This window comes from Rathayibacter sp. PhB151 (assembly GCF_004366415.1).
Lineage (GTDB): Bacteria > Actinomycetota > Actinomycetes > Actinomycetales > Microbacteriaceae > Rathayibacter > Rathayibacter festucae.
On record NZ_SOEN01000011.1, the window covers coordinates 101,041 to 122,048 of the forward strand.

Below are 21,008 nucleotides of genomic sequence, written 5' to 3' on the forward strand. Positions count from 1 at the left end.
GCCGTCGAGCAGAGAGTGCGGAGCGCTAGACCCGCGCCGGAGCCGCCGCGTGGCTCGCCTGCGCATCGCGCAGCATGCCGAGCACCTGGGCGCGGAGGTCCTCCGGCGCCGTCTCCTTGCACGCGCGCTGCACGGCGACGGTCAGCACGACGCCCACCTTCGCCTCACCGGAGCAGTCGGGGCAGTTCGCCATGTGCTCGCGGATGTCGGCGGCGTCCTCCTTGCACAGCTCGTTGTGGAGGTACTCCTCGAGCTCGGCCTTCGCCTTCGTGCAGCCGCAGTCGGTCATTTCGTGCTCCCGGTGGTGAAAGCGGCGCGGATCCCGCGCTCGCGTGCGTAGTCGGTGAGTCGTTCGCGCAGCATGCGCCGGCCGCGGTGCAGCCGGCTCATCACGGTCCCGACGGGGGTCTTCATGATGTCGGCGATCTCCTGGTACGAGAAGCCTTCGACATCGGCGAAGTAGACGGCGAGCCGGAAGTCCTCCGGGATCGCCTGCAGGGCCTCCTTGACGGCGGTGTCGGGGAGGTGGTCGATCGCCTCGGCCTCGGCCGAGCGGCTCGAGGTGGCGGTGGTCGACTCGGCGCCGCCCAGCTGCCAGTCCTCGAGCTCGTCGATCGCGCTCTGGTACGGCTCGCGCTGCTTCTTGCGGTACGAGTTGATGAAGGTGTTGGTGAGGATGCGGTAGAGCCACGCCTTGAGGTTCGTGCCCTGCTCGAACTGCTTGAACGCGCCGAACGCCTTCGCGAAGGTCTCCTGGACGAGGTCCTGGGCGTCGGAGGGGTTCTTCGTCATCCGCAGGCCGGCCGCGTAGAGCTGGTCGATGAAGGGCAGCGCCTGCTGCTCGAACAGCGCGCGGAGGTCGACCGGAGCGTCGGGAGAGGCGTCGTCGAGAGCCTCCTCGACGGTCTCCTCGATCGTCTCGGTCTCCTCGATCGCCTGCGCCTCGTCGGCGGTGCTGGGGCGTGTGCTGTCGTCGCGAGTCATCACACGCGATTCTAGGCCGCGGCGCCGGGAGGCGGCCGGTCGGGCCGGCCGGGGTCGCACGAGGTCGATCGTCGCCGTCATGCCTCGCCTCCCGCCTGATCCTGCCGTCGGTCCGTTCGCCGACTACTCTGACAACCGATGGTCTTCTCGCGTTATTCCGCTCCCGAGTTCGATCCGTACGGCGACGCCCGCGCGCTCCCCGGCGAGGAGGACTGGTCCGCGCCGTCCGCCGCCGGCGCCCTCGACGCCGTGGTCGAGCTGCCCGGCTCCAAGTCGCTGACGAACCGCGAGCTCGTCCTCGCCGCTCTGGCCGACGCTCCGTCCGTGCTGCGCGCGCCGCTGCACTCGCGCGACAGCGCCCTGATGATCGAGGGCCTGCGCTCGCTCGGCACGACGATCCGCGAGGAGGGCGCGACCGGCTCCTTCGGCGCCGACCTCGTCGTCGAGCCGGCCGAGGAGCTCTTCGGCTCCACGACGATCGACTGCGGACTGGCCGGCACCGTGATGCGCTTCCTGCCTCCCCTGGCCGGGCTGGCGCTCGGGCCCACCACCTTCGACGGTGACGCCTACGCCTACAAGCGGCCGATGGGCGCGACCATCGTTTCCCTCCGCTCGCTCGGCGTCGACGTGGCGGACGACGGGCGCGGCTCGCTCCCCTTCACCGTGCACGGCTCCGGCTCGATCCGCGGCGGCGACGCCGTGGTCGACGCCACCCGCTCGAGCCAGTTCGTCTCGGCCCTGCTCCTCGCCGGTGCCCGGTTCGACGAGGGACTGCGCCTGACGCACGAGGGCGGCGCCCTGCCGAGCCAGCCGCACATCGACATGACGATCGCCGCCCTCGCGGCCCGCGGCGTGAGCGTCGACGCCTCGATCCCCGGCACCTGGTCGATCGCCCCGCAGCGGATCGCCGGTGCCGAGGTCCTGATCGAGCCCGACCTCTCCAACGCCGCGCCGTTCCTGGCCGCCGCGCTGGTCACCGGCGGCACCGTCCGCCTCCGGCACTGGCCGGCCGAGACCACCCAGGTCGGCGCGCACCTCGAGCGGATCCTGCCGCTGTTCGGCGCGAGCGTCGAGCGCGACGGCGAGGACCTCGTCGTCCGCGGCGGGGACGAGATCCTCGGCGTCGAGCTCGACCTCTCGGAGGGCGGCGAGCTCGCCCCCGCGCTCGCGGCCCTCGCCGCGCTCGCGAGCGGCCCGAGCACGCTGACCGGCATCGGCCACATCCGCCACCACGAGACCGACCGCCTCGCCGCCCTCGCCGCCGAGATCAACGGCCTCGGCGGCTCCGTCACCGAGCTGGAGGACGGCCTGCGGATCGAGCCCGCCCCGCTGCACGGCGGCCGCTGGCGCACCTACTCCGATCACCGCATGGCCCACGCCGGTGCGCTGATCGGCCTGGTCGTCCCCGGCGTCGCGATCGAGGACATCGCGACGACCTCGAAGACCCTGCCGCAGTTCCCCGAGCTCTGGACCGCACTCGCGGGCGGGGTCTGACCCGTGTCGTGGTGGACGGACAGCGGCCTCGACGCCGACGGAGTGCTCGACGACTTCGACGGCTACGACGAGTCGGACGCGCGAGTGCGGCCGAACCCCAAGGGCACCAAGCCGCGGACGAAGAACCGGCCGGCCTACGAGGACGCCGAGATCGCGATGGTCCTCGGCGTCGACCGCGGCCGCTACACGGTGATGATCGGCGACGGCACCCCGGAGGAGCACGAGTTCACGGCGGCGCGCGCCCGCGAGCTGCGCAAGCAGGCGATCGTCCCCGGTGACCGCGTCGACGTGGTCGGCGACTCGAGCGGCGACGAGGGCACCCTCGCCCGCATCGTGCGGATCCGCGAGCGCTCGACGCTGCTGCGCCGCAGTGCCGACGACACCGACGCGATCGAGCGGGTGATCGTCGCCAACGCCGACCAGATGGTCTGCGTGGTGGCCGCCGCCGATCCGGAGCCGCGCACCCGGCTGGTCGACCGCTACCTGGTCGCCGCCTTCGACGCCGGCATCACCCCGATGCTCTGCATCACCAAGACCGACCTCGCCGACCCCGCGCCGTTCCTGCGCAACTTCGAGGGCCTCGACCTCCGCGTCTTCCTCTCCAGCCAGGACGAGCCGCCCGTCGACGAGATCGCCGAGGCCCTGCTCGGCCACGAGACGGTCGTCGTCGGGCACTCCGGGGTTGGCAAGTCGACGCTGGTGAACAAGCTCGTCCCCGATGCGCACCGGGCGATCGGCCGGGTGAACACGGTCACCGGGCGCGGCCGGCACACCTCCTCCTCCACGGTGTCGCTGCGCGTCGAGCGCGGCGACCGGCACGGCTGGGTGATCGACACCCCGGGTGTGCGCTCCTTCGGGCTCGGCCACGTGAACACCGACAACATCCTCGGCGCCTTCACGACGCTCGCCGTCCTCGCCGAGGACTGCCCGCGCGGCTGCACCCACCTCCCCGACTCCCCCGACTGCGCGATCATCGAGGCCGTCGAGGGCGGGCTGCTCGGCGCGAGCGGGCCGGAGCGCCTCGACTCGCTCCAGCGCCTCCTGACCACCTTCGCCACCACCGACGGAAGCAGACGATGACCGACACCGCCCTCCCCCCGATCCCCGCCGACGAGCGCCTCGCCGCGGGCGACACCGCCCCCGACTTCACGCTGCCCGACCAGGACGGCACCCCGGTCACCCTCGAGGGCCTGCGCGGCCGCCGCGTCATCCTCTTCTTCTATCCGCAGGCCGACACCCCAGGCTGCACCACCGAGGCGTGCGACTTCCGCGACAGCACCGCGGCACTGCAGGCGGCCGGCTACGAGGTGCTCGGCGTCTCGCGCGACACCCCGGAGGCGCTGCGCCGCTGGGCGGACGAGCACGGTCTCGCCTACCCCCTGCTGAGCGACCCGGACATGGCCGTGCACCGCGCCTACGGCGTCTGGGGCGAGAAGAACAGCTACGGCAAGACGGTCGTCGGCGTCCTCCGGTCGACCTTCGTCGTCGGCCCCGAGGGCGCCCTCGAGTTCGCGCAGTACAACGTGCGCGCCACCGGCCACGTGCAGGCCCTGCGCAAGAAGCTCAAGCTGGCCTGACCCGCCGACGCACGCCGGTGACCGGCGGAATCAACTCCGTCGGTCGCCGCTCGCGGACGGCGTGGGAGACGGCGATGCCGGTGCGGGCTCGGGACTGACGACGTATCGTCCGGTCACCGCACTACGACGCACGGCCCCGACCCGATAGACCCCGTTGCCCAGGCTCTGGTACGACGACCGCTTCACGTTCTTCGCCATCAGTCCTCCTCGTCGACAGTCTCGATGGTAGTCGCCGCCTCGGCGAACACCGGTCTGGTCAGGCGTGAACTCCACGCGTCACCGACCCGCGCCAGCGTCTCCCCCCAGAGCAGCTTCGATCCTTCGTACCGGGCCGCAGCCTCGGGCAGCCCGATGGTGAGGACCCCGGCGGTCGCCGTCGGGAGGACCGGATGGGGTGCGGGCAGAGGGAGAGCGAGCACCGACGTCCAGCGGTGGACACCGTCCCGCGGGAGATCCTTGTGCAGCAGAGTGTCGGAGCCGAGAGCCTGCCCGGCGATCCAGGGGCTGTCGAAGCCGGTCCCCACCCGCCGGAGACCGTGCCGGTCGAGGAACACCCTGTCCTGCGCCGCCCAGCGCGCGAGCATGCCGCGACCGTCCGACAACCACAGACTGAGGTTGAGCACGTCGACGTCGAACGCTGACCTGAGGTCGTCAGCATCGACCCGCAACTGCTCGACGTACTCCTGCTGAAGAGGCAGGAACCCCTCGAGGTGGTGGTCCCAGATCTGCGCGATCCGCTCCTGTGGAGCGCGGTAGCCCGGGGAATCGACGTGTCGGAGTTCACGTATCACCTGCGCTGCGTCCGAGAAGTCGTCGAGGAGCACCGGTCGGAGGCCGATGGCAGTCCACTGTCCGCTCAGCGCCTTCGCGAGTTCCGCGAACTGCGCCTTCGTGACGTCGAAACCCTGCCGAGCGAGCAGAACGACGGCGGCGTGCTCCCGCGGCGCCTCGGCGAGGGCGGCATGGAGCCATTGGCGCACGTCCGGGTCGCGATAGGACGTCCCGGCGATGATCAGGGCGCCCCGGCCGACAGCCTGCCGCAGGAAGACCGACTGCCAGGAGTCGCGCTCGGCGACCAGATCGAGGAAGTCGGTCAGGGTGAGGACGACGTCTCTCGTCTGCGTCGGACTGACGATCCCGTGGAGATGCCGGACGACGTAGGTCGGGAGACCAGGAGGCGCGTGCTCACCGGTCGCGGCGATGACCGGGTACTCGGTCTCGGCGCGGAGGGCGTGTTCCAGAAGTGTGTCGAAGTTGAGCGTCGCCAGACTCGTCTCGGCCGGGTCACCCCCGAGCGCGTGAGCAACGGCGGCGTAGTGCAGGGGCGAGATCTCGACGGAGGGGATCCCGTCGTAGAGGGCCGCGCGGAGCTTCCGATCCCACGCCTCACCGTACGCTTCGCGCGCCGCTGCGACGGCGATCAGCGGATCCTGCCTGCTCACGACGAGAGCACCCGCCTCGCTGTCCGGCACGACTCCGCTGTCGACGAGGAGACGGACGACGAGTTCGTCCCAGCCGGGAAGTCCTGACGTGGTCGAGGCTCCGGCGCCGAGAAGAAGGGTCGTGTGCTTCTCGGCACCGCAGCCTCGGAGCGAGGCCATGACGGCAGCAGTCAGGTCGGGTGCGCTCATCCGGCCATGCTGGCAGCGTGACGAGCTCGGCCGACGCCTGGCGCGACCGCGGCCGCCGGACGGCGGCTAGAAGCCCTCGTTGAAGCGCGGGGCGTAGTCGGCGCCGAGGGCGTCGAGCTCGTCGGCCGTCAGCTCGAGGTCGACGGAGGCGACCGCGTCCTCGAGGTGCTGCATCTTCGTCGCGCCGACGATCGGGGCGGTCACCGCCTCCTGCTGGCGCACCCAGGCGAGGGCGACCTGCGCGCGCGGGACGCCGCGCTCGGCCGCGATCCGCTCGACGGTGCCCGCGGTCCGGCGGTCGGCCTCCTCCTGCTGGTGGTAGAGCGTCTTGCCGTAGAGGTCGGTCTCGGTGCGCGACGTGGTCGCGTCCCAGTCACGGGTGAGGCGTCCGCGGGCCAGCGGCGACCACGGGATCACTCCGACGCCCTGGTCGAGGCAGAACGGGTGCAGCTCGCGCTCGTCCTCGCGCTGGATCAGGTTGTACTGATCCTGCATCGAGACGAAGCGGGTCCAGCCGCCGAGGTCGGCGGTGTACTGCGCCTTCGCGAACTGCCACGCCCACATGCTCGACGCGCCGATGTAGCGGGCCTTGCCCGACCGGACGACGTCGTGCAGGGTCTCCATCGTCTCTTCGATCGGCACCTGCGGGTCCCAGCGATGGATCTGGTACAGGTCGACGTAGTCGGTGCCGAGGCGGCGGAGGCTGTCGTCGATCGCGCTGAGGATGTGCCGGCGCGAGAGCCCGCCGCCGTTCGGACCCGGGCGCATGGTGCCGTGCACCTTGGTCGCGATGACGACCTCCTCGCGCACGGCGAAGTCGGCCAGCGCACGGCCGACGAACTCCTCGCTCGTGCCGTCGGAGTAGACGTCGGCGGTGTCGAAGGTGGTGATGCCGAGCTCGAGCGCCCGGCGGAGGAAGGGCCGCGACTCCTCCTCCCCCATGCTCCAGCCGTGCGCGCCGCGGTCGGGGGCGCCGAAGCTCATGCAGCCGAGGATGATCGGGGAGACCTGGAGGCCGCTGAGGCCGAGTCGGGTGGAGTCCATCCTCCGACGCTAGCCCAGTGACGCCGGCCCGGGGCGGCCGGCTCGGTGACGCTAGCCCAGCCCGGGATCGCGGCGGGTGGCGGCGACCGTGCTCGGCAGGAAGAGCAGCACCACGGCCAGCAGGGCCGGGGCCAGCAGCGCCCAGCCGATGTCCGGCACGGCGTACTGCCCCTGGAACGCGCCGAGGGCGACGGCCATCATCACCAGCTGGATCGTCAGGGCGGAGGCGCGGATCCAGCTGCGGCGCCGGGCGGTGCCCACGGTCGTCGCGGCGACCCAGGCCAGGGCGATGAAGGAGAGCACGACGATCGCAATCCCGCCGCCGGTGGAGCCGGCCCGGGTGGTGAGGAGCTCGATCACGAGCCACCCCGTGATGCACGCCACGGCAGCGGTCTCCAGCGCCAGAACGGCGACCAGGAGGAGCAGGCCGAGGGGCCGCCGGCCGCTTCCCGGCCTGGTCGGAGGCCGGTTCCCGTCCATGATCACAGATGCATCCCATCCAGCACTCTTGATTCGAGCCTGCCTCCGTGACAGGCTAGTGCAGTTCGTTTCACCGCTCACAGGGTCGTGGGTTACCGCCGATGTGAACACCCCGATCCTGCCGTGCCGAGAGGCATGCGTGCGAGCGGGGCGATCTCTCGGGAAGAACCGAGCACCGTCCGGTCCCGCACCCGAACCGCCCTGCGCAGCTGCGCAGGGTCTCGTGGCGTGCGCCGGTTCGGGCGCCCGGTGCATACCGATGGTCCAGGCCGTCGGTGTGACTCGATCATCCCACCCGAACACTGCGTGGTTCCTCCACGCACGCTGTCACACAAGGAGCACCCGCATGGACTGGCGCGACAAGGCCGCTTGCCTCACCGCTGACCCCGAGCTTTTCTTCCCGGTCGGCAACACCGGACCCGCGGTCGACCAGATCGAGAAGGCGAAGACCGTCTGCGGTCGCTGCACCGTCACCGAGGTCTGCCTGCAGTACGCCCTCGAGACCGGTCAGGACTCGGGCGTCTGGGGCGGCCTCAGCGAGGACGAGCGCCGCGCCCTCAAGCGCCGCGCCGCCCGCGCTCGCCGCGCCTCGTAGCGCCGGCACCGGGACCGCCCGGCACCGCACGACCCCGACCCCCGCTCGCCCTCCGGCAGCGGGGGTCGCGTCGTTTCCGGGGACACCCGGCGGGAGCGGGCCCGCGCGGCGCGGACCGGTCCGGCTCGGAGCGGTCCGGCTCGCACCGGTCCGGCTCAGACCCGCGGGCCCTTCAGCCAGCGCAGCGGCACCTCGATGGTCACCTCGGTGCCGCGGCCGACCAGCGTGTGCCAGTCGATCGTGCCGCCGAGCTCGCCCTGGATCAGGGTGCGCACGATCTGCGTGCCCAGACCCGAGCCGACCTTGCCCTCCGGCAGTCCGACGCCGGTGTCGCGCACCTTGACGGTGAGCTCGTCGTCGCCGCGGGTCGCGACGATCTCGACGTCGCCCTCGCGGCCGGCGAGGCCGTGCTCGACCGCGTTGGTGACCAGCTCGGTCAGCGCGAGGGCGAGCGGAGTGGCGTACTCGCTCGGCAGGTCGCCGAAGCTGCCGGTGAAGGTGGGGTGCACGGTGGTGTTGTGCGTCGACGCGACCTCGGCGATCAGCAGCAGGACCCGGTCGAACACCGCGTCGAAGTCGACGTTCTGCGCGAGCCCCTCGGAGAGGGTGTCGTGCACGACCGCGATCGCCGCGACGCGCCGCATGGCCTGCGTCAGCGCCTCGCGGGCGAGGTCGGAGTGGGTGCGCCGGGCCTGGATCCGCAGCAGCGACGCGACGGTCTGCAGGTTGTTCTTCACCCGGTGGTGGATCTCGCGGATCGTCGCGTCCTTGGTGATCAGCTCCCGCTCCTGGTGGCGCAGCTCGGTCACGTCGCGGCAGAGCACGACGGCGCCGACGCGCTCGCCGCGGTCGCGGATCGGGATGGCCCGCAGCGAGACGGTGACGCCGCGGGCCTCGATGTCGGTGCGCCAGGGCGCGCGGCCGGTCACGACCAGCGGCAGCGACTCGTCGATGACGACCTTGCCGGCGACCAGGCCCGTGGTGACCTCGGCGAGCGACTCGCCCTCGAGCTCGTCCGCGAAGCCGATGCGGTTGAAGGCCGAGAGCGCGTTCGGGCTGGCGAAGGTCGTGATCCCGTCCACGTCGAGGCGGATCAGGCCGTCGGAGGCGCGCGGGGCACCGCGACGCGGTCCGGTCGGCGCGCCGAGATCGGGGAAGTCGCCCGAGGCGATCATCGAGAAGAGGTCGTTCGCGCAGTCGTTGAAGGTCAGCTCCTGGCGGCTGGGCGTGCGCGTCTCGCTGAGGTTGGTGTGCCGGGTGACGACCGCGATCGGCTGATCGGTGGTCGCGCTGTCGGAGCCGCCGAGGCGCCGGATGACCGGCACGGCGCGCACGCGGGTGGGCGTCTCCTCGAACCAGTCCGGGGCTGAGGTGTCGACGATGCGGGCGCTCTCGAAGGCCTCGGCGACCTGGGCGCGCCACTCCGCCTTGATCTTCTGCCCGACGAAGTCGCGGTAGAAGAGCGTCGCCGCACTCGAGGGCCGGGCGTGGGCGACCGCGACGAAGCCGCCCTCGGCGGTCGGCACCCAGAGCACGATGTCGGCGAAGGCCAGGTCGGCGAGGAGCTGGAGATCGCCGACGAGGAGGTGCAGCCATTCGACGTCCGCGTCCGTGGAGCGGCCGTGGGAGAGGACGAGATCACTGAGGGTCGACACCCGACAAGCCTAGGTCCCGTCTTCGCGCGCACCGCACCTGCGGTGCCCCGCGCCCGGTTATCCACAGTCCGGCGCTGAGCCTGACGTGAGCATCGCTCGGCTGCTTCGATGAGGGCACCCCGTCGCGCTCGTCCTGCTGCGGCACGCACCGCCCGAGCCGAGAGGAGATCCGAACCGTGAGTCGCTCGTCCTGCCTTTGGAGCACGCCGCATGATCCACCCCACCAACGCGTTCGACTACCGCACCCTGCCGCTCGACGCGGACGCGGCCGCCCCCGCGACGTCGGCCGCCGCGTTCTTCGCCCCGCAGCCGGCCACGCGGGCGGAGCTGCCCGATCCCGAGCCGATCCTCGCCTGCCTGACGCTGCAGGTGGTCGAGGTCCTGGCCGGCTCCCGCGAGATCGACCAGCTGGCCCGCTGGCTGAGCGACGACGTCTACCGGCATCTGCAGAAGCGGGTGGTGATGGCCGCCCGCGCCCGCAGCCTCAAGGGGCGGTCGACGCAGCGCCTCCCGTCCACCGTCGGCCGGGTCGTCGTCACGGAGCCGCGGGACGGGATCGTCGAGGCGGTCGTCCTCGTGCACAACCGGGTCCGCACCCGAGCGGTCGCCATCCGGCTGGAGGGCACCGACGCCCGCTGGCGCGCGACCGCGATCAACGTGCTCTGAGACCGGCCGGCGCTCGCGGCTCGGCGCTCGGAACCCGGCACTCCCGGGTCAGCGCTCGCGGACGGGGGCCACCGGCGGCAGCACCACCTGGACGCCCTTCTCGCGCAGCGCCTCCTCGAGCTCCGGCGGCGGCGGCGCGTCGGTGACGAGGTAGTCGGCCCGGCCGAGCTCCGCCACCTGGGCGAACAGGGTGCGGCCGAACTTGGTCTGATCGGCCAGGATCGCCACCCGCTCGCAGCGGGCGATCATCTCGCTCATCATCACGCCCTCCGCCAGGTTGCTGGTCGAGTAGCCGTTCTCGGCCGACACGGCGCCGACGGAGATCAGGCCGATGTCGCAGTGCAGGTCGACGGCGCCGCCCGGCTCCGCGGCGGCGAAGCCCACCGGCCCGACCGTCGACTGGCCGCCGAGGCGGACGGCGCCGCCGAAGACGAAGAGGTCGCGGCAGGTCTTCGAGCCGATCTCGGCGGGGACGCGCAGGTTGTTCGTCGCGATGGTCAGCTCGCGGTGGTCGTTGAGGTGCCGGACGACCGCCAGCGAGGTGGTGCCCGCGTTCAGCATCACCACCGCCCCGTTCTCGACGAGGCCGGCGGCGAGCGCGCCGATCTTCTCCTTCGCGCCGCGCTGGATGCCCAGGCGCACGTCCAGGCGCTTCTCCGTCGCGGGCATCACCGAGAGGCTCACCGCGCCGCCGTGCGTGCGGACGAGGTAGCCGTCCGCGTCGAGCTGGTCGAGATCGCGGCGCACGGTGTCGGCCGAGACGGCGAAGCGGCGGGCGAGCGTGGTCACCGTGACCTCGCCCGCCTCGGCGACGTAGGCGGCCAGATCGGCCTTCCGGCCGGCCGGCAGACGGAGCGGGACGTCGTTCGCGGCGGGGGCGTCGTCGGTGTCGGGCATGTGCGTTGTCTAACACCGCTGTGCCGGATCCTGCAACTTGTCGCACTCGGATCGCGGCGAATCCTGCGATCTGGACCGCGTTTGTCGCACATCTCGGCAATTTCTCGCCGGTTCTTGCAGGACCACGCACCGCCAGGTACATTCGCAGAACACAAGCGCAAGAATGCGCACACAACAGCAGATAACTGCAGAGTTGCAGGGAGTGACATGAGCAAAGGTGCTCGCATCAAGAGAGCCGTCGTCTTCACCGTCAGCGCGGCGTTCGCCGCGACGATGCTGACCGGCTGCAGCCAGAATGGCGGCGACTCCGCGGCAGGCGGAGACGTCACCCTCGAATTCGCGCAGTGGTGGGAGCCCGAGCTCTCGGACGGCGCCCTCCGCGGCCTGATGGACGACTTCGAGGCCGCGAACCCCGGCATCACGGTCGACCTCCTCAGCGGTCCGTACGCCTCGACCAAGGAGCAGCTCTTCGCCGGCGCCGCGGCCGGCACGATGTCCGACGTCGTCGGTCTCGACGGCGCCTGGATCAGCGACTTCGCCAAGCAGGGCGCACTGGCCGACCTCAGTCCTCTGCTCTCGGACGCCGGCTTCGACGAGAGCCAGCTCTCCTCGACCGTCGTCGTCGACGGCAAGACCGCGATGGTCCCCGTCGTCAACTTCGTCTACCCGCTCTTCACCAACGACGCCCTGCTCTCCGAGGCGGGCGTCAGCGCTCCGCCCTCGACCCGCAGCGAGTTCGAGTCCGCGGCCAAGGCGATCACGGCGCTCGGCGACAACACCAGCGGCTGGGTGCTCCCGCTCTCGAGCGACGCGCCCAACGGGATCCAGAACGACGTCATGTCCTGGGTCTGGGCCTCCGGCGGCAGCATGCTCGCCGACGGCAAGCCCGACCTCACCAACGACGCCGTCACCAGCGCGGTCGACTACATCGCACAGCTCGACGCCGACGGCGTGATCGCCCCCGGCGCCGCGACGATGAAGGAGCAGGACAAGGTCGAGGAGTTCACCAACGGCCGCGTCGGCATGATGATCGACTCCCTCTCGCACATCGCCACGATCCGGGAGTCCAACCCCGATCTGAAGTTCAGCATCTCGGCCATCCCGGCCGAGGACGGCTTCAGCGGCGAGCGCGGCATCCCCTTCGCCTCCTGGGGCATCGGGGTCTCGGCCAGCAGCGAGCACCCGGCCGAGGCCGCGAAGCTCGTGTCGTTCCTGATGAGCGCCGACACGAACTCGAAGCTCTCCACGCTGGCGAACGCCTTCCCCGGCAACACCGCCTCGACGCCGGACTTCTCGGACAGCGACCCGCTGTACCAGGAGGCCTTCGACATCTACTCGGCCGGCTACCCGGCGAACGAGTTCGTCGGCCTGCCCGTCGCCGAGCAGCTGATGCGCGACTTCGACGAGCAGCTGCAGGCCGCCCTCAACGGCGACCAGAGCGTGGACGAAGCGCTGGAGAAGTCCCAGGAAGCCTGGCTCGGCGAGTTCTGAGCCGTGACGCGTCCGTCCCCGATCGCGCCGCGGGAGTCCTCTCCCGCGGCGCGGTCCCCCCTCACCCCGTCCCCGATCGAAGGAGGAGCGCCGTGGTCTCCCTGCTGAGCGCCCCCCAGCGTCCCGCCTCCGGGACGCCCGCCCCCGCCCCCGCGGGCCGCCGGAAGCGCCGCGACCTCGCGCCCTACCTCTACCTCTCCCCCACGGCGATCGTGATGCTCGTCCTGATGCTCGTGCCGGTGCTGCTGGTGATCGGGTACTCGTTCTTCGACAACGTCATCACGAACCCGAAACCCGCCTTCGTCGGCCTCGCCAACTACCTCGAGGTCCTCGGCGATCCGAAGTTCCGAACGGCCACCGGCAACACGATCGTCTTCGTCGGCGTCAGCGTGGCCGCCCACCTGGTGCTCGGCCTCGGCTTCGCGATGCTGCTGAACTCGCCGCTCGTGCCGACCGTCGCCAAGTCGCTCTTCCGCGTGGTCTACGTCCTGCCGTGGCTGTTCACCGTCGCGATCATCGCCGTGCTCTGGCGGCTGCTGCTGAACCCCAACGGCGTGATCAACTACGCGCTGATCTCGCTCGGGCTGACCGACAAGGGCATCGAGTGGCTCGCCTCCCCCGCGACCGCGCTGCTCTCGGTGACCTTCATCAACATCTGGGCCGGCTACTCGTTCTACATGATCACGCTGCTGGCGGGTCTGCAGGGCATCCCGCACGACCTCTACGAGGCGGCGAAGGTCGACGGGGCGAGCGCCTGGCAGCGGTTCTGGAACGTCACGATCCCGCAGCTCAAGCCGATCATCATCAGCATGTCGGTGCTCGACATCATCTGGACCTCGCAGCAGTTCGCGCTGATCTGGATGACGACCGGCGGCGGCCCGATCGACGCGACCGAGATGCTCAGCACCTACACCTACAAGCTCGCGTTCAGCCGCTACGAGTTCTCGGTGGCCTCGGCGAGCGCCGTCCTGATCCTCCTCCTCACCATGGTCCTCGCGTTCTTCTACGTGCGGAACCAGAAAGCCAGGGACTGACGTGACCGCCACCGCCACCCGCCCGGCCGTCCGCACGCCGCGGCTCCTCGCCGCGAAGGCCGGGGTCTGGGTCCTCCTCCTGATCGGCGCCGCCTTCGCGGGCCTGCCGATCGTCTGGATGGCCGCCAGCTCGTTCAAGTCGAACACCGAGATCTTCGAGTACCCGCCCCGGCTGATCACCGACACGTTCTCGTTCTCGGCCTACGCCGGGATCCTGGGCGACCCGACGAAGGTCCGCTTCTTCATCAACAGCTACGTCGTCGCCCTCGCGGTCGTCGCGCTGACGCTGGTCGTCGCGATCCTCGCGTCCTACGCGTTCAGCCGCTACGAGTTCCGCTTCAAGCGGCCGATCAACATCATCATCGTCAGCGTGCAGGCGGTGCCGCCGATCACCCTGCTGATCCCGTTCTTCGGGCTGATGGTGACGCTGCGGCTCTACAACACCTACCAGGGGCTGATCCTCACCTATCTGGTCTTCACGCTGCCCTACGCGATCATCATGCTGACCGGCTACTTCAACACCCTCCCCCGCGATCTCGACGAGGCGGCGCGGATGGACGGGGCCGGTCCGATGACGGTGCTCTGGCGGATCCTGGTGCCGATCGCGATCCCCGGGATCGTCTCGGTCGGGGTCTACACCTTCATGATCGCGTGGAACGAGTACCTCTTCGCGCTCACCCTGACCCGCACCGACGACATGCGCACGGTGCCGATCGGCATCCAGCTGCTGATGGGCCAGAACTCCTACGAGTGGAACGAGATGATGGCGATGAGCATCCTCGGATGCGTTCCCGTCCTCCTCCTCTTCCTCTTCTTCCAGCGGTACTTCATCGGCGGCATGACCGCCGGGGCCGTCAAGAGCTGAGGCGCGCGTCCGCGCGTCCGGAACACCACCACCACCACGAGAAGGACAGTCAGAGAATGCTTGTTTCCGGAAAAGACCTGCTCGACGTCGCCAATGCGAACGGCTTCGCCGTCCCGGCGTTCAACGTCAGCGACTACGCCATGATGAACGGCCTCTTCGAGATCAGCGAGGAGAAGGACTCCCCGCTGCTCATCGCGATCCACCCCGACGAGCTGAGCCACACCGGAGTGGACATCCTGCACGCGATCATCGCCCGCGCCCACCGCTCCAGCGTGCCGGTGACCATCCACCTCGACCACGGCGCCACCTACGAGCAGGTTCTGCTCGCGATCAAGTCCGGCTTCACCTCGGTGATGATCGACGGCTCGATGCTCCCCTACGACGAGAACGTCGCGATCACCAAGCGCGTCGTCGACGCGGCGCACGCCGTCGGCGTCTCGGTCGAGGGCGAGCTGGGCACGATCGGCAAGACCGACAACGAGGCCGAGGACGGCGCCGCGAACATCATCTACACCGAGCCGGACGAAGCGGTCGACTTCGTCGCCGCCACCGGGGTCGACAGCCTCGCGATCGCCATCGGCACCAGCCACGGCCTGTACCCGGCGTCGATGAAGCCCGCCCTGAAGCTCGACCTGCTCGCCGAGATCAAGAAGCGCGTCGCCGTGCCGCTCGTCCTGCACGGCGGCTCGAACAACCCCGACGCCGAGATCGCGGAGTCGGTGAAGCGCGGGGTCAACAAGATCAACATCTCCAGCGACATCAAGGCCGCGTACCACAAGAAGATGCGCGAGGTGCTGGCCGACCCCTCCGTCCGCGAGCCCAACACCATCCAGCCGCCCTCCATCGCCGCGATGAAGGAGACGGCCGCCGAGAAGATCGATCTGTTCGGCTCCGCCGGCAAGGCCGAGCTCTACTAGGCCCGGCGAGACGCAGGAGAGCAGCGCGGTGAACGAGAGGATCGTGCTCGGACTGGGCGGGACCGTCGACTACGAGATCGACTGGGACGACCACGTCGTCCAGGCACTCGCGGACGAGTACGGGATCCGCGCGGACGAGCTGACGAGGACGGCGCCGGTCAGCACCGAGCGCGAGCTTGTCGTGGCGCTCCTCGCGTTCCTCGCCGACGGTGCGGGAGGGGAGAGATTCGCCTCCTCCTCCCGCATCGTCGAGGAGTTCGCGCAGCGCTTCCCCCGGCGCATCACCCTCGGCGGCACGGGAGTGCGGGCGGGCTACGCGCTCGCCGTGCACGGCCTCGCCGCGACGCAGCACCTGGTGAGCATCGACGACCACGTCCGCCGGCTCCTGCCCGTCGGCACCGAGTACGTCTCGAGCGCGACCGCGGACAGCACCGACCCGCACCTGATCGTGCAGTTCCCGCGCGGGGCACGGGTCCGCCTCGGCGACCGCGTGCTGGTGGCGCCGCACCCGAACCGGGTGATCTTCGCGAACGACCCGCCCAACCGCGAGCTGCTGCTGGCGGAGGGACTCGGCGGGGTGCTGGCCGACGCGGGCGTCTTCCTGGTCTCCGGCTTCAACAGCATCCAGGACGGGGCGGTGCTGGCGGACCGGCTGGAGACGCTGCGGCGCCACCTCGCGGCGCTGCCCGCCTCCGCGGACGTGATCTACGAGGACGCCGGGTTCCACCTGCCCGCCCTGCAGGACCGGGCCCGCTCCGCCCTGCTCGGCTGCGTCGACGTCGTCAGCATGAACGAGGACGAGCTGCAGGCGCTGCTCGGGCACCGGCTCGACCTGCTCGACCCGGACGCCGTGGTCGAGGCGCTGGGCGCGGCCTCGGCGCTGCTCCCCGGCCCGGTGCTCGTCGTGCACACCCGGCACTGGTCGGCGGCCGTCGGAGCGGAGGCCGAGCGCTACCGCGCGGCGCTCCTGGGCGGAGTGACGATGGCGAGCACCCGCTACCTGCTCGGCGACGGCATCACCGCGGCAGACTACGACCGCGTCGCGCAGCTGCCCGCGCAGCCCGGTGGAGTCGCGGTCTGCGCCGCGGTCACGGCTCGGCTGCAGGCCGTCTGCACGCCCGGCCTCGTGCTCGAGACCGACCGCCCCACCACGATCGGCCTCGGCGACACCTTCGCCGGCGGCTTCGTCTCGGCGCTGGTGCGCCACCGCGTCTGACGGGACGCGGACGGCCCCGCACCCCGCGTGAGCGGGGCCGGGGCCGTCGGGGCGAGAGTGCCGGGAGTCAGCGGCGCTTGGTCTGCGCGCGGCGCTCCTGGCGGTTGTTCGGCGTCTCGTCCGAGCCGCCCGACTGCTGGCCGAAGGCGCCGGTGGTCGACGCGTCCTCGGCGTCCTCCGGTCGCGCCTCGCGGGCCGCCGCGGCGCTGGCCTTGGCCGTCGCCGCCTGCTGCACGCGCCCGCGCTGATCGCGGACCTCGACCCCGCCCGAGTCGCTCGGCGCGGAGTAGCTGAGCTTCTCGACCGGAGCGACCGGCTCGGAGAGGCCCTTCGCGGCGACACCGGCGACCTCGCCCTGCTTCTGAGTGACCTCGACCTCGAGGTTGAAGAGGAAGCCGACGGTCTCCTCGCGGATCTGGCCCATCATCTGCTGGAACAGGGTGAAGCCCTCGCGCTGGTACTCGACCAGCGGGTCGCGCTGGGCCATCGCGCGCAGGCCGATGCCGTCCTTCAGGTAGTCCATCTCGTAGAGGTGGTCGCGCCAGCGGCGGTCGATCACCGAGAGGACGACGCGGCGCTCGAGCTCGCGCATGGCGGGGGCGCCGAGCTGCTCCTCGCGGCCCTGGTAGGCGAGCTTCGCGTCCGAGAGGATCTCGCGGCGCATGAACTCCTTGTTGATCCGGCCGCGGCTGCCGGCCTCCTGGACGACCTCGTCGATCGACAGGCTGACCGGGTAGAGGGTCTTCAGCTCGGTCCAGAGCGCGTCGAAGTCCCAGTCGTCGCCGTTGCCCTCGCCGGTGTGCACCTCGAGGATCTCGTCGATCACGTCGACGAGGAACTTCTGGGTGCGCTCGTGCAGGTCGTCGCCCTCGAGGATGTGGCGGCGGTCGGAGTAGATCGCCTCGCGCTGGCGGTTGAGGACGTCGTCGTACTTGAGGACGTTCTTCCGGATCTCGGCGTTGCGCGCCTCGACCTGCGACTGCGCGCTGCGGATGGCACGCGAGACGACTTTCGACTCGATCGCCATGTCGTCCGGCACGTTGCCACGGCCCATCAGGGCCTCGGCCGCACCGGAGTTGAACAGGCGCATCAGGTCGTCGGTGAGCGAGAGGTAGAAGCGGCTCTCACCCGGGTCGCCCTGGCGGCCGGAGCGGCCGCGGAGCTGGTTGTCGATGCGGCGCGACTCGTGGCGCTCGGTGCCGAGCACGTAGAGACCGCCGGCGGCCTGGACCTTCTCGGCCTCCTCGGCGACCTTGGCCTTGACGCCCGCGAAGACGTCGTCCCACGCGGACTCGTACTCCTCGGGGGTGTCGACGGGGCTGAGGCCCTTGGTCGACATCTCGGTGACCGCGAGGAACTCGGCGTTGCCGCCGAGCATGATGTCGGTGCCGCGGCCGGCCATGTTGGTCGCAACGGTGACGGCGCCGAGGCGGCCGGCCTGGGCGACGATCGCCGCCTCGCGCGCGTGGTTCTTGGCGTTCAGCACCTCGTGCCGCACGCCCTTCTTGGCGAGCAGGCGGGAGAGGTACTCGCTCTTCTCGACGCTCGTCGTGCCGACCAGGACGGGCTGGCCCGCCGCGTGGCGCTCGACGATGTCCTCGACGACCTGCTCGAACTTGACCTGCTCGTTCTTGTAGACGAGGTCGGCGTTGTCGATGCGCTGCATCTTGCGGTTGGTCGGGATGGAGACCACGCCGAGCTTGTAGGTCGACATGAACTCGGCGGCCTCGGTCTCGGCCGTTCCGGTCATGCCGGAGAGCTTGCCGTAGAGGCGGAAGTAGTTCTGCAGCGTGACGGTGGCGAGGGTCTGGTTCTCGGCCTTGACCTGCACGCCCTCCTTCGCCTCGATCGCCTGGTGGATGCCCTCGTTGTAGCGGCGGCCGGCCAGGATGCGGCCGGTGTGCTCGTCGACGATCATCACCTCGCCGTTCAGGACGACGTAGTCCTTGTCCTTCTTGAACAGGGCGCGGGCCTTGATCGAGTTGTTGAGGAACGAGATCAGCGGGGTGTTCGCGGACTCGTAGAGGTTGTCGATGCCGAGGTAGTCCTCGACCTTCTCGATGCCGGGCTCGAGCACGCCGACGGTGCGCTTCTTCTCGTCGACCTCGTAGTCCTCGCCCTCGATCAGGCGCGTGGCGAGGCCGGCGAACTCGGCGAACCAGCGGTTCGCCTCGCCCGAGGCGGGGCCGGAGATGATCAGCGGGGTGCGCGCCTCGTCGATGAGGATCGAGTCGACCTCGTCGACCACGGCGAAGAAGTGGCCGCGCTGGACCATGTCCTGCGCCTGCCAGGCCATGTTGTCGCGGAGGTAGTCGAAGCCGAACTCGTTGTTCGTGCCGTAGGTGATGTCGGCCGCGTACTGCTCGCGGCGCTGCTCCGGCGTCTGGCCGGAGAGGATCACGCCGGTCGTCATGCCGAGGGCGCGGAACACGCGACCCATCAGCTCGGACTGGTAGTTCGCGAGGAAGTCGTTCACCGTGACGATGTGCACGCCGCGGCTCGCGATGGCGTTCAGGTACGCCGGCAGGGTCGCGACGAGGGTCTTGCCCTCTCCGGTCTTCATCTCGGCGATGTTGCCGAGGTGCAGCGCCGCGCCGCCCATCAGCTGGACGTCGAAGTGGCGGAGGCCGAGGGTGCGCCGCGACGCCTCGCGGACGGCCGCGAACGCCTCCGGCAGCAGGTCGTCGAGCGACTCGCCGTTCGAGTAGCGCTCGCGCAGCTCGACGGTCTCGTTCTTCAGCTCCTCGTCGCTGAGGTGCGTGAAGTCCTCTTCGAGGGCGTTGACGGCTTTCGCGTAGTTCTCGAGGCGGCGGAGGACCCGGCCCTCCCCGACGCGAAGGACCTTTTCGAGAACTGAGGCCACGGGGTACTCCAAAACGTAGAAGACAGGTGCCCGACGGCACGGCGCGGACGGAACCACACTAGCCGGGGCGGGCTGTGCGCGGTCCGACAGGGCGCGAAGAACCCCCCGGAGGCGGACCTCCGGGGGGCTCCCGGGTCAGACCGCGGCGGCCTCGGGCTGCGCGTCCGCCTCGTCACCGAGGCCGATCACGCCGTAGTCCCAGCCCTTGCGGCGGTAGACGACGCTCGGGCGGTCGGTGTCCGCGTCGATGAAGAGGTAGAAGTCGTGGCCGACCAGCTCCATGTAGTCGACGGCGTCGTCGACGCTCATCGAGACGGAGGGGAAGACCTTCTTGCGGATGACGACGGGGCAGTACGGCTCCTCCGCGTCGTCCTCGTCCGCGGCGACCGGCTCCGGGGCCGGCTCCTCCTGCACGGGGATCACGCCCGTGCTCAGGCGCTCGAGCACCTCGGCGTCCGCCGGCTGGATCGCGACGACGCTGAAGTCGTCGGCCGCCGCGTCGCGCAGCGAGGTCGGCCGATGCTGACCGCGATGCACCTTCTTGCGGTCCTTGGCTCGACGCACCCGTTCGAGCAGGCGCCCGAGGGCGACGTCGAAGGCCGCGTACTTGTCGGCTCCGCTCGCCTCGGCCCGCACCACGGGCCCCTTGCCGATGAGCGTGAGCTCGACCCGGTCGCCGCCGGCGGCGCCCTTGCCCTCGCTGTGACGGCTCGCCTTGATCTCGAGCGCGAGCGCCCGGTCGGCGAGGTGGGCGATCTTCTCCGACTTCTCCGTCGCGTAGGCGCGGAAGCGATCGGTGATGCCCATGTTGCGGCCTGTGATGTCGATGTCCATGACAACCTCCCAGTCGAGTACGGCGTGCCGCCTTTCTCCGGGCGGACCGTTCACGCCGTCCCCCGAGCGTAGACCCGTGGTCACCGGATCGTCCCCGGGAGTTCATCAGGAAGTCGCGCTGCGGCCGCCGGGGGTCCCCGCGAGCGCGACCGCCCCCGCCACGTCTCCCCCGCCCGCGCGGACGGCCCGGCGCAGCTCGAGCAGGGTCGCCCCCGAGGTGACCACGTCGTCCACCAGCAGGATCCGCTCGCCGTCGAGCGGACGCCTGGCGCGGAACGCGCCGTCGAGGTTCGCGCGCCGCTCCGCCCGGGCGAGGCCGACCTGGTCAAGCGCGAGCCGGGTCCTCGTGAGCGGCCGGGCGAGGCGCCCGCCGGCCGCGCGCACCAGCAGGTCGACGGGGTCGAAGCCGCGCCGCAGGTGCCGCAGGCGCGAGCCGGGCGGTGCGACCAGCAGCGCCGGAGCGCCGTCGAGCGCCTGGAGCAGCACGGGTCGCAGCAGCGCGCCGAGCGGTCGCGCCGCGTCCACCCGCCCCTCCGCCTTCAGCGCGAGGACGAGCCGCCGCACCGTCCCGGCGTACTCCGCGCCGACGCGCACCTCCAGCGGGTCGTCGGCGGACCCCAGGCGGCGGACGTCCGGTCGCGCCTGGGCGGCGAGCGCCGCGGTGCAGTCCGGGCAGGGCACCCGTGTCGTCGGCCGGCCGCAGGCCGGGCAGTCGACCGGCAGCAGCACGGCGAGGGCGTCGAGGAGGTGATCGCGCAGCATCGG

General features: G+C 70.9%; 20 protein-coding genes. 10 read left to right on the forward strand and 10 right to left on the reverse strand.

Annotated features, from left to right (window positions below):
* Nucleotides 1-25 precede the first annotated feature (25 nt).
* Both EDF35_RS18595 and EDF35_RS18600 read right to left on the reverse strand, forming a co-directional pair.
* On the reverse strand, nt 26-289 hold the full coding sequence (locus tag EDF35_RS18595; RefSeq protein WP_123444408.1) for a zf-HC2 domain-containing protein: 264 nt from the start codon (nt 287-289) through the stop codon (nt 26-28).
* Nucleotides 286-984, reverse strand: a complete 699-nt coding sequence (locus EDF35_RS18600) for a sigma-70 family RNA polymerase sigma factor (RefSeq protein ID WP_133963399.1) — start codon at nt 982-984, stop codon at nt 286-288. The genes EDF35_RS18595 and EDF35_RS18600 overlap by 4 nt, the downstream gene beginning before the upstream one ends.
* 138 nt (nt 985-1,122) lie before the next feature.
* Between EDF35_RS18600 and aroA the strand changes: the two genes are divergently transcribed.
* The 3 genes from aroA to bcp are packed head-to-tail and all read left to right on the forward strand — an operon-like array spanning nt 1,123 to nt 4,055.
* A complete protein-coding gene (gene aroA, locus EDF35_RS18605) occupies nt 1,123-2,478 on the forward strand; it encodes a 3-phosphoshikimate 1-carboxyvinyltransferase (RefSeq protein WP_133963400.1) in 1,356 nt (451 codons plus the stop codon).
* A gap of 3 nt (nt 2,479-2,481) precedes the next feature.
* Nucleotides 2,482-3,558 (forward strand): ribosome small subunit-dependent GTPase A, encoded by a 1,077-nt coding sequence (rsgA, locus tag EDF35_RS18610; RefSeq protein ID WP_173250401.1) that lies wholly within the window; start codon nt 2,482-2,484, stop codon nt 3,556-3,558.
* On the forward strand, nt 3,555-4,055 hold the full coding sequence (gene bcp, locus EDF35_RS18615; protein WP_133963401.1) for a thioredoxin-dependent thiol peroxidase: 501 nt from the start codon (nt 3,555-3,557) through the stop codon (nt 4,053-4,055). Before rsgA ends, bcp begins: the two co-directional genes overlap by 4 nt.
* Nucleotides 4,056-4,252: 197 nt before the next feature.
* Here bcp and EDF35_RS18620 read toward each other — a convergent pair whose 3' ends face one another.
* The 3 genes from EDF35_RS18620 to EDF35_RS18630 form a co-directional block, all read right to left on the reverse strand.
* Nucleotides 4,253-5,686 (reverse strand): SIR2 family protein, encoded by a 1,434-nt coding sequence (locus EDF35_RS18620; RefSeq protein WP_133963402.1) that lies wholly within the window; start codon nt 5,684-5,686, stop codon nt 4,253-4,255.
* 66 nt (nt 5,687-5,752) lie between these two features.
* The gene (locus EDF35_RS18625) at nt 5,753-6,730 is read right to left on the reverse strand and encodes an aldo/keto reductase (protein WP_133963403.1); all 978 of its coding nucleotides are present in this window, start codon (nt 6,728-6,730) and stop codon (nt 5,753-5,755) included.
* Between the two features lie 51 nt (nt 6,731-6,781).
* Nucleotides 6,782-7,090, reverse strand: a complete 309-nt coding sequence (locus EDF35_RS18630; protein ID WP_243840060.1) for a hypothetical protein — start codon at nt 7,088-7,090, stop codon at nt 6,782-6,784.
* A gap of 466 nt (nt 7,091-7,556) precedes the next feature.
* On the opposite strand from EDF35_RS18630, the gene EDF35_RS18635 reads away from it, so the two are divergent.
* On the forward strand, nt 7,557-7,805 hold the full coding sequence (locus EDF35_RS18635) for a WhiB family transcriptional regulator (protein ID WP_056045195.1): 249 nt from the start codon (nt 7,557-7,559) through the stop codon (nt 7,803-7,805).
* 155 nt (nt 7,806-7,960) lie between these two features.
* On the opposite strand, the gene EDF35_RS18640 is transcribed toward EDF35_RS18635, so the two are convergent.
* A complete protein-coding gene (locus EDF35_RS18640) occupies nt 7,961-9,460 on the reverse strand; it encodes a PAS domain-containing sensor histidine kinase (protein WP_123702681.1) in 1,500 nt (499 codons plus the stop codon).
* 210 nt (nt 9,461-9,670) lie between these two features.
* Here EDF35_RS18640 and EDF35_RS18645 point away from each other — a divergent pair, with 210 nt between their 5' ends.
* The gene (locus EDF35_RS18645; RefSeq protein WP_221180885.1) at nt 9,671-10,126 is read left to right on the forward strand and encodes an Rv3235 family protein; all 456 of its coding nucleotides are present in this window, start codon (nt 9,671-9,673) and stop codon (nt 10,124-10,126) included.
* 48 nt (nt 10,127-10,174) lie between these two features.
* On the opposite strand, the gene EDF35_RS18650 is transcribed toward EDF35_RS18645, so the two are convergent.
* Complete coding sequence (locus EDF35_RS18650) at nt 10,175-11,023, reverse strand: DeoR/GlpR family DNA-binding transcription regulator (protein ID WP_123444402.1); 849 nt, start codon at nt 11,021-11,023, stop codon at nt 10,175-10,177.
* A 207-nt stretch (nt 11,024-11,230) separates the two neighbouring features.
* On the opposite strand from EDF35_RS18650, the gene EDF35_RS18655 reads away from it, so the two are divergent.
* From EDF35_RS18655 to EDF35_RS18675, 5 genes are all read left to right on the forward strand, one after another.
* Complete coding sequence (locus tag EDF35_RS18655; protein WP_133963405.1) at nt 11,231-12,514, forward strand: sugar ABC transporter substrate-binding protein; 1,284 nt, start codon at nt 11,231-11,233, stop codon at nt 12,512-12,514.
* Between the two features lie 92 nt (nt 12,515-12,606).
* Nucleotides 12,607-13,548 carry a sugar ABC transporter permease gene (locus tag EDF35_RS18660; RefSeq protein WP_243840061.1) on the forward strand — a complete coding sequence of 314 codons (942 nt, stop codon included), beginning with the start codon at nt 12,607-12,609 and terminating at the stop codon, nt 13,546-13,548.
* 1 nt (nt 13,549) lies between these two features.
* Complete coding sequence (locus EDF35_RS18665; RefSeq protein ID WP_207901631.1) at nt 13,550-14,413, forward strand: carbohydrate ABC transporter permease; 864 nt, start codon at nt 13,550-13,552, stop codon at nt 14,411-14,413.
* Between the two features lie 56 nt (nt 14,414-14,469).
* Nucleotides 14,470-15,330: a ketose-bisphosphate aldolase gene (locus EDF35_RS18670; protein WP_123702677.1), complete on the forward strand. Its 861-nt coding sequence runs from the start codon at nt 14,470-14,472 to the stop codon at nt 15,328-15,330.
* 28 nt (nt 15,331-15,358) lie between these two features.
* Complete coding sequence (locus tag EDF35_RS18675) at nt 15,359-16,546, forward strand: ADP-dependent glucokinase/phosphofructokinase (RefSeq protein ID WP_133963406.1); 1,188 nt, start codon at nt 15,359-15,361, stop codon at nt 16,544-16,546.
* 67 nt (nt 16,547-16,613) lie between these two features.
* Here EDF35_RS18675 and secA read toward each other — a convergent pair whose 3' ends face one another.
* The 3 genes from secA to EDF35_RS18690 all read right to left on the reverse strand — a co-directional run bounded on the left by secA (nt 16,614) and on the right by EDF35_RS18690 (nt 21,005).
* The gene (gene secA, locus EDF35_RS18680) at nt 16,614-19,409 is read right to left on the reverse strand and encodes a preprotein translocase subunit SecA (RefSeq protein WP_133963407.1); all 2,796 of its coding nucleotides are present in this window, start codon (nt 19,407-19,409) and stop codon (nt 16,614-16,616) included.
* 135 nt (nt 19,410-19,544) lie between these two features.
* Nucleotides 19,545-20,243 carry a ribosome-associated translation inhibitor RaiA gene (raiA, locus tag EDF35_RS18685; RefSeq protein ID WP_123444397.1) on the reverse strand — a complete coding sequence of 233 codons (699 nt, stop codon included), beginning with the start codon at nt 20,241-20,243 and terminating at the stop codon, nt 19,545-19,547.
* A gap of 105 nt (nt 20,244-20,348) precedes the next feature.
* A complete protein-coding gene (locus tag EDF35_RS18690) occupies nt 20,349-21,005 on the reverse strand; it encodes a phosphoribosyltransferase family protein (protein WP_133963408.1) in 657 nt (218 codons plus the stop codon).
* Between the last annotated feature and the right edge of the window lie 3 nt (nt 21,006-21,008).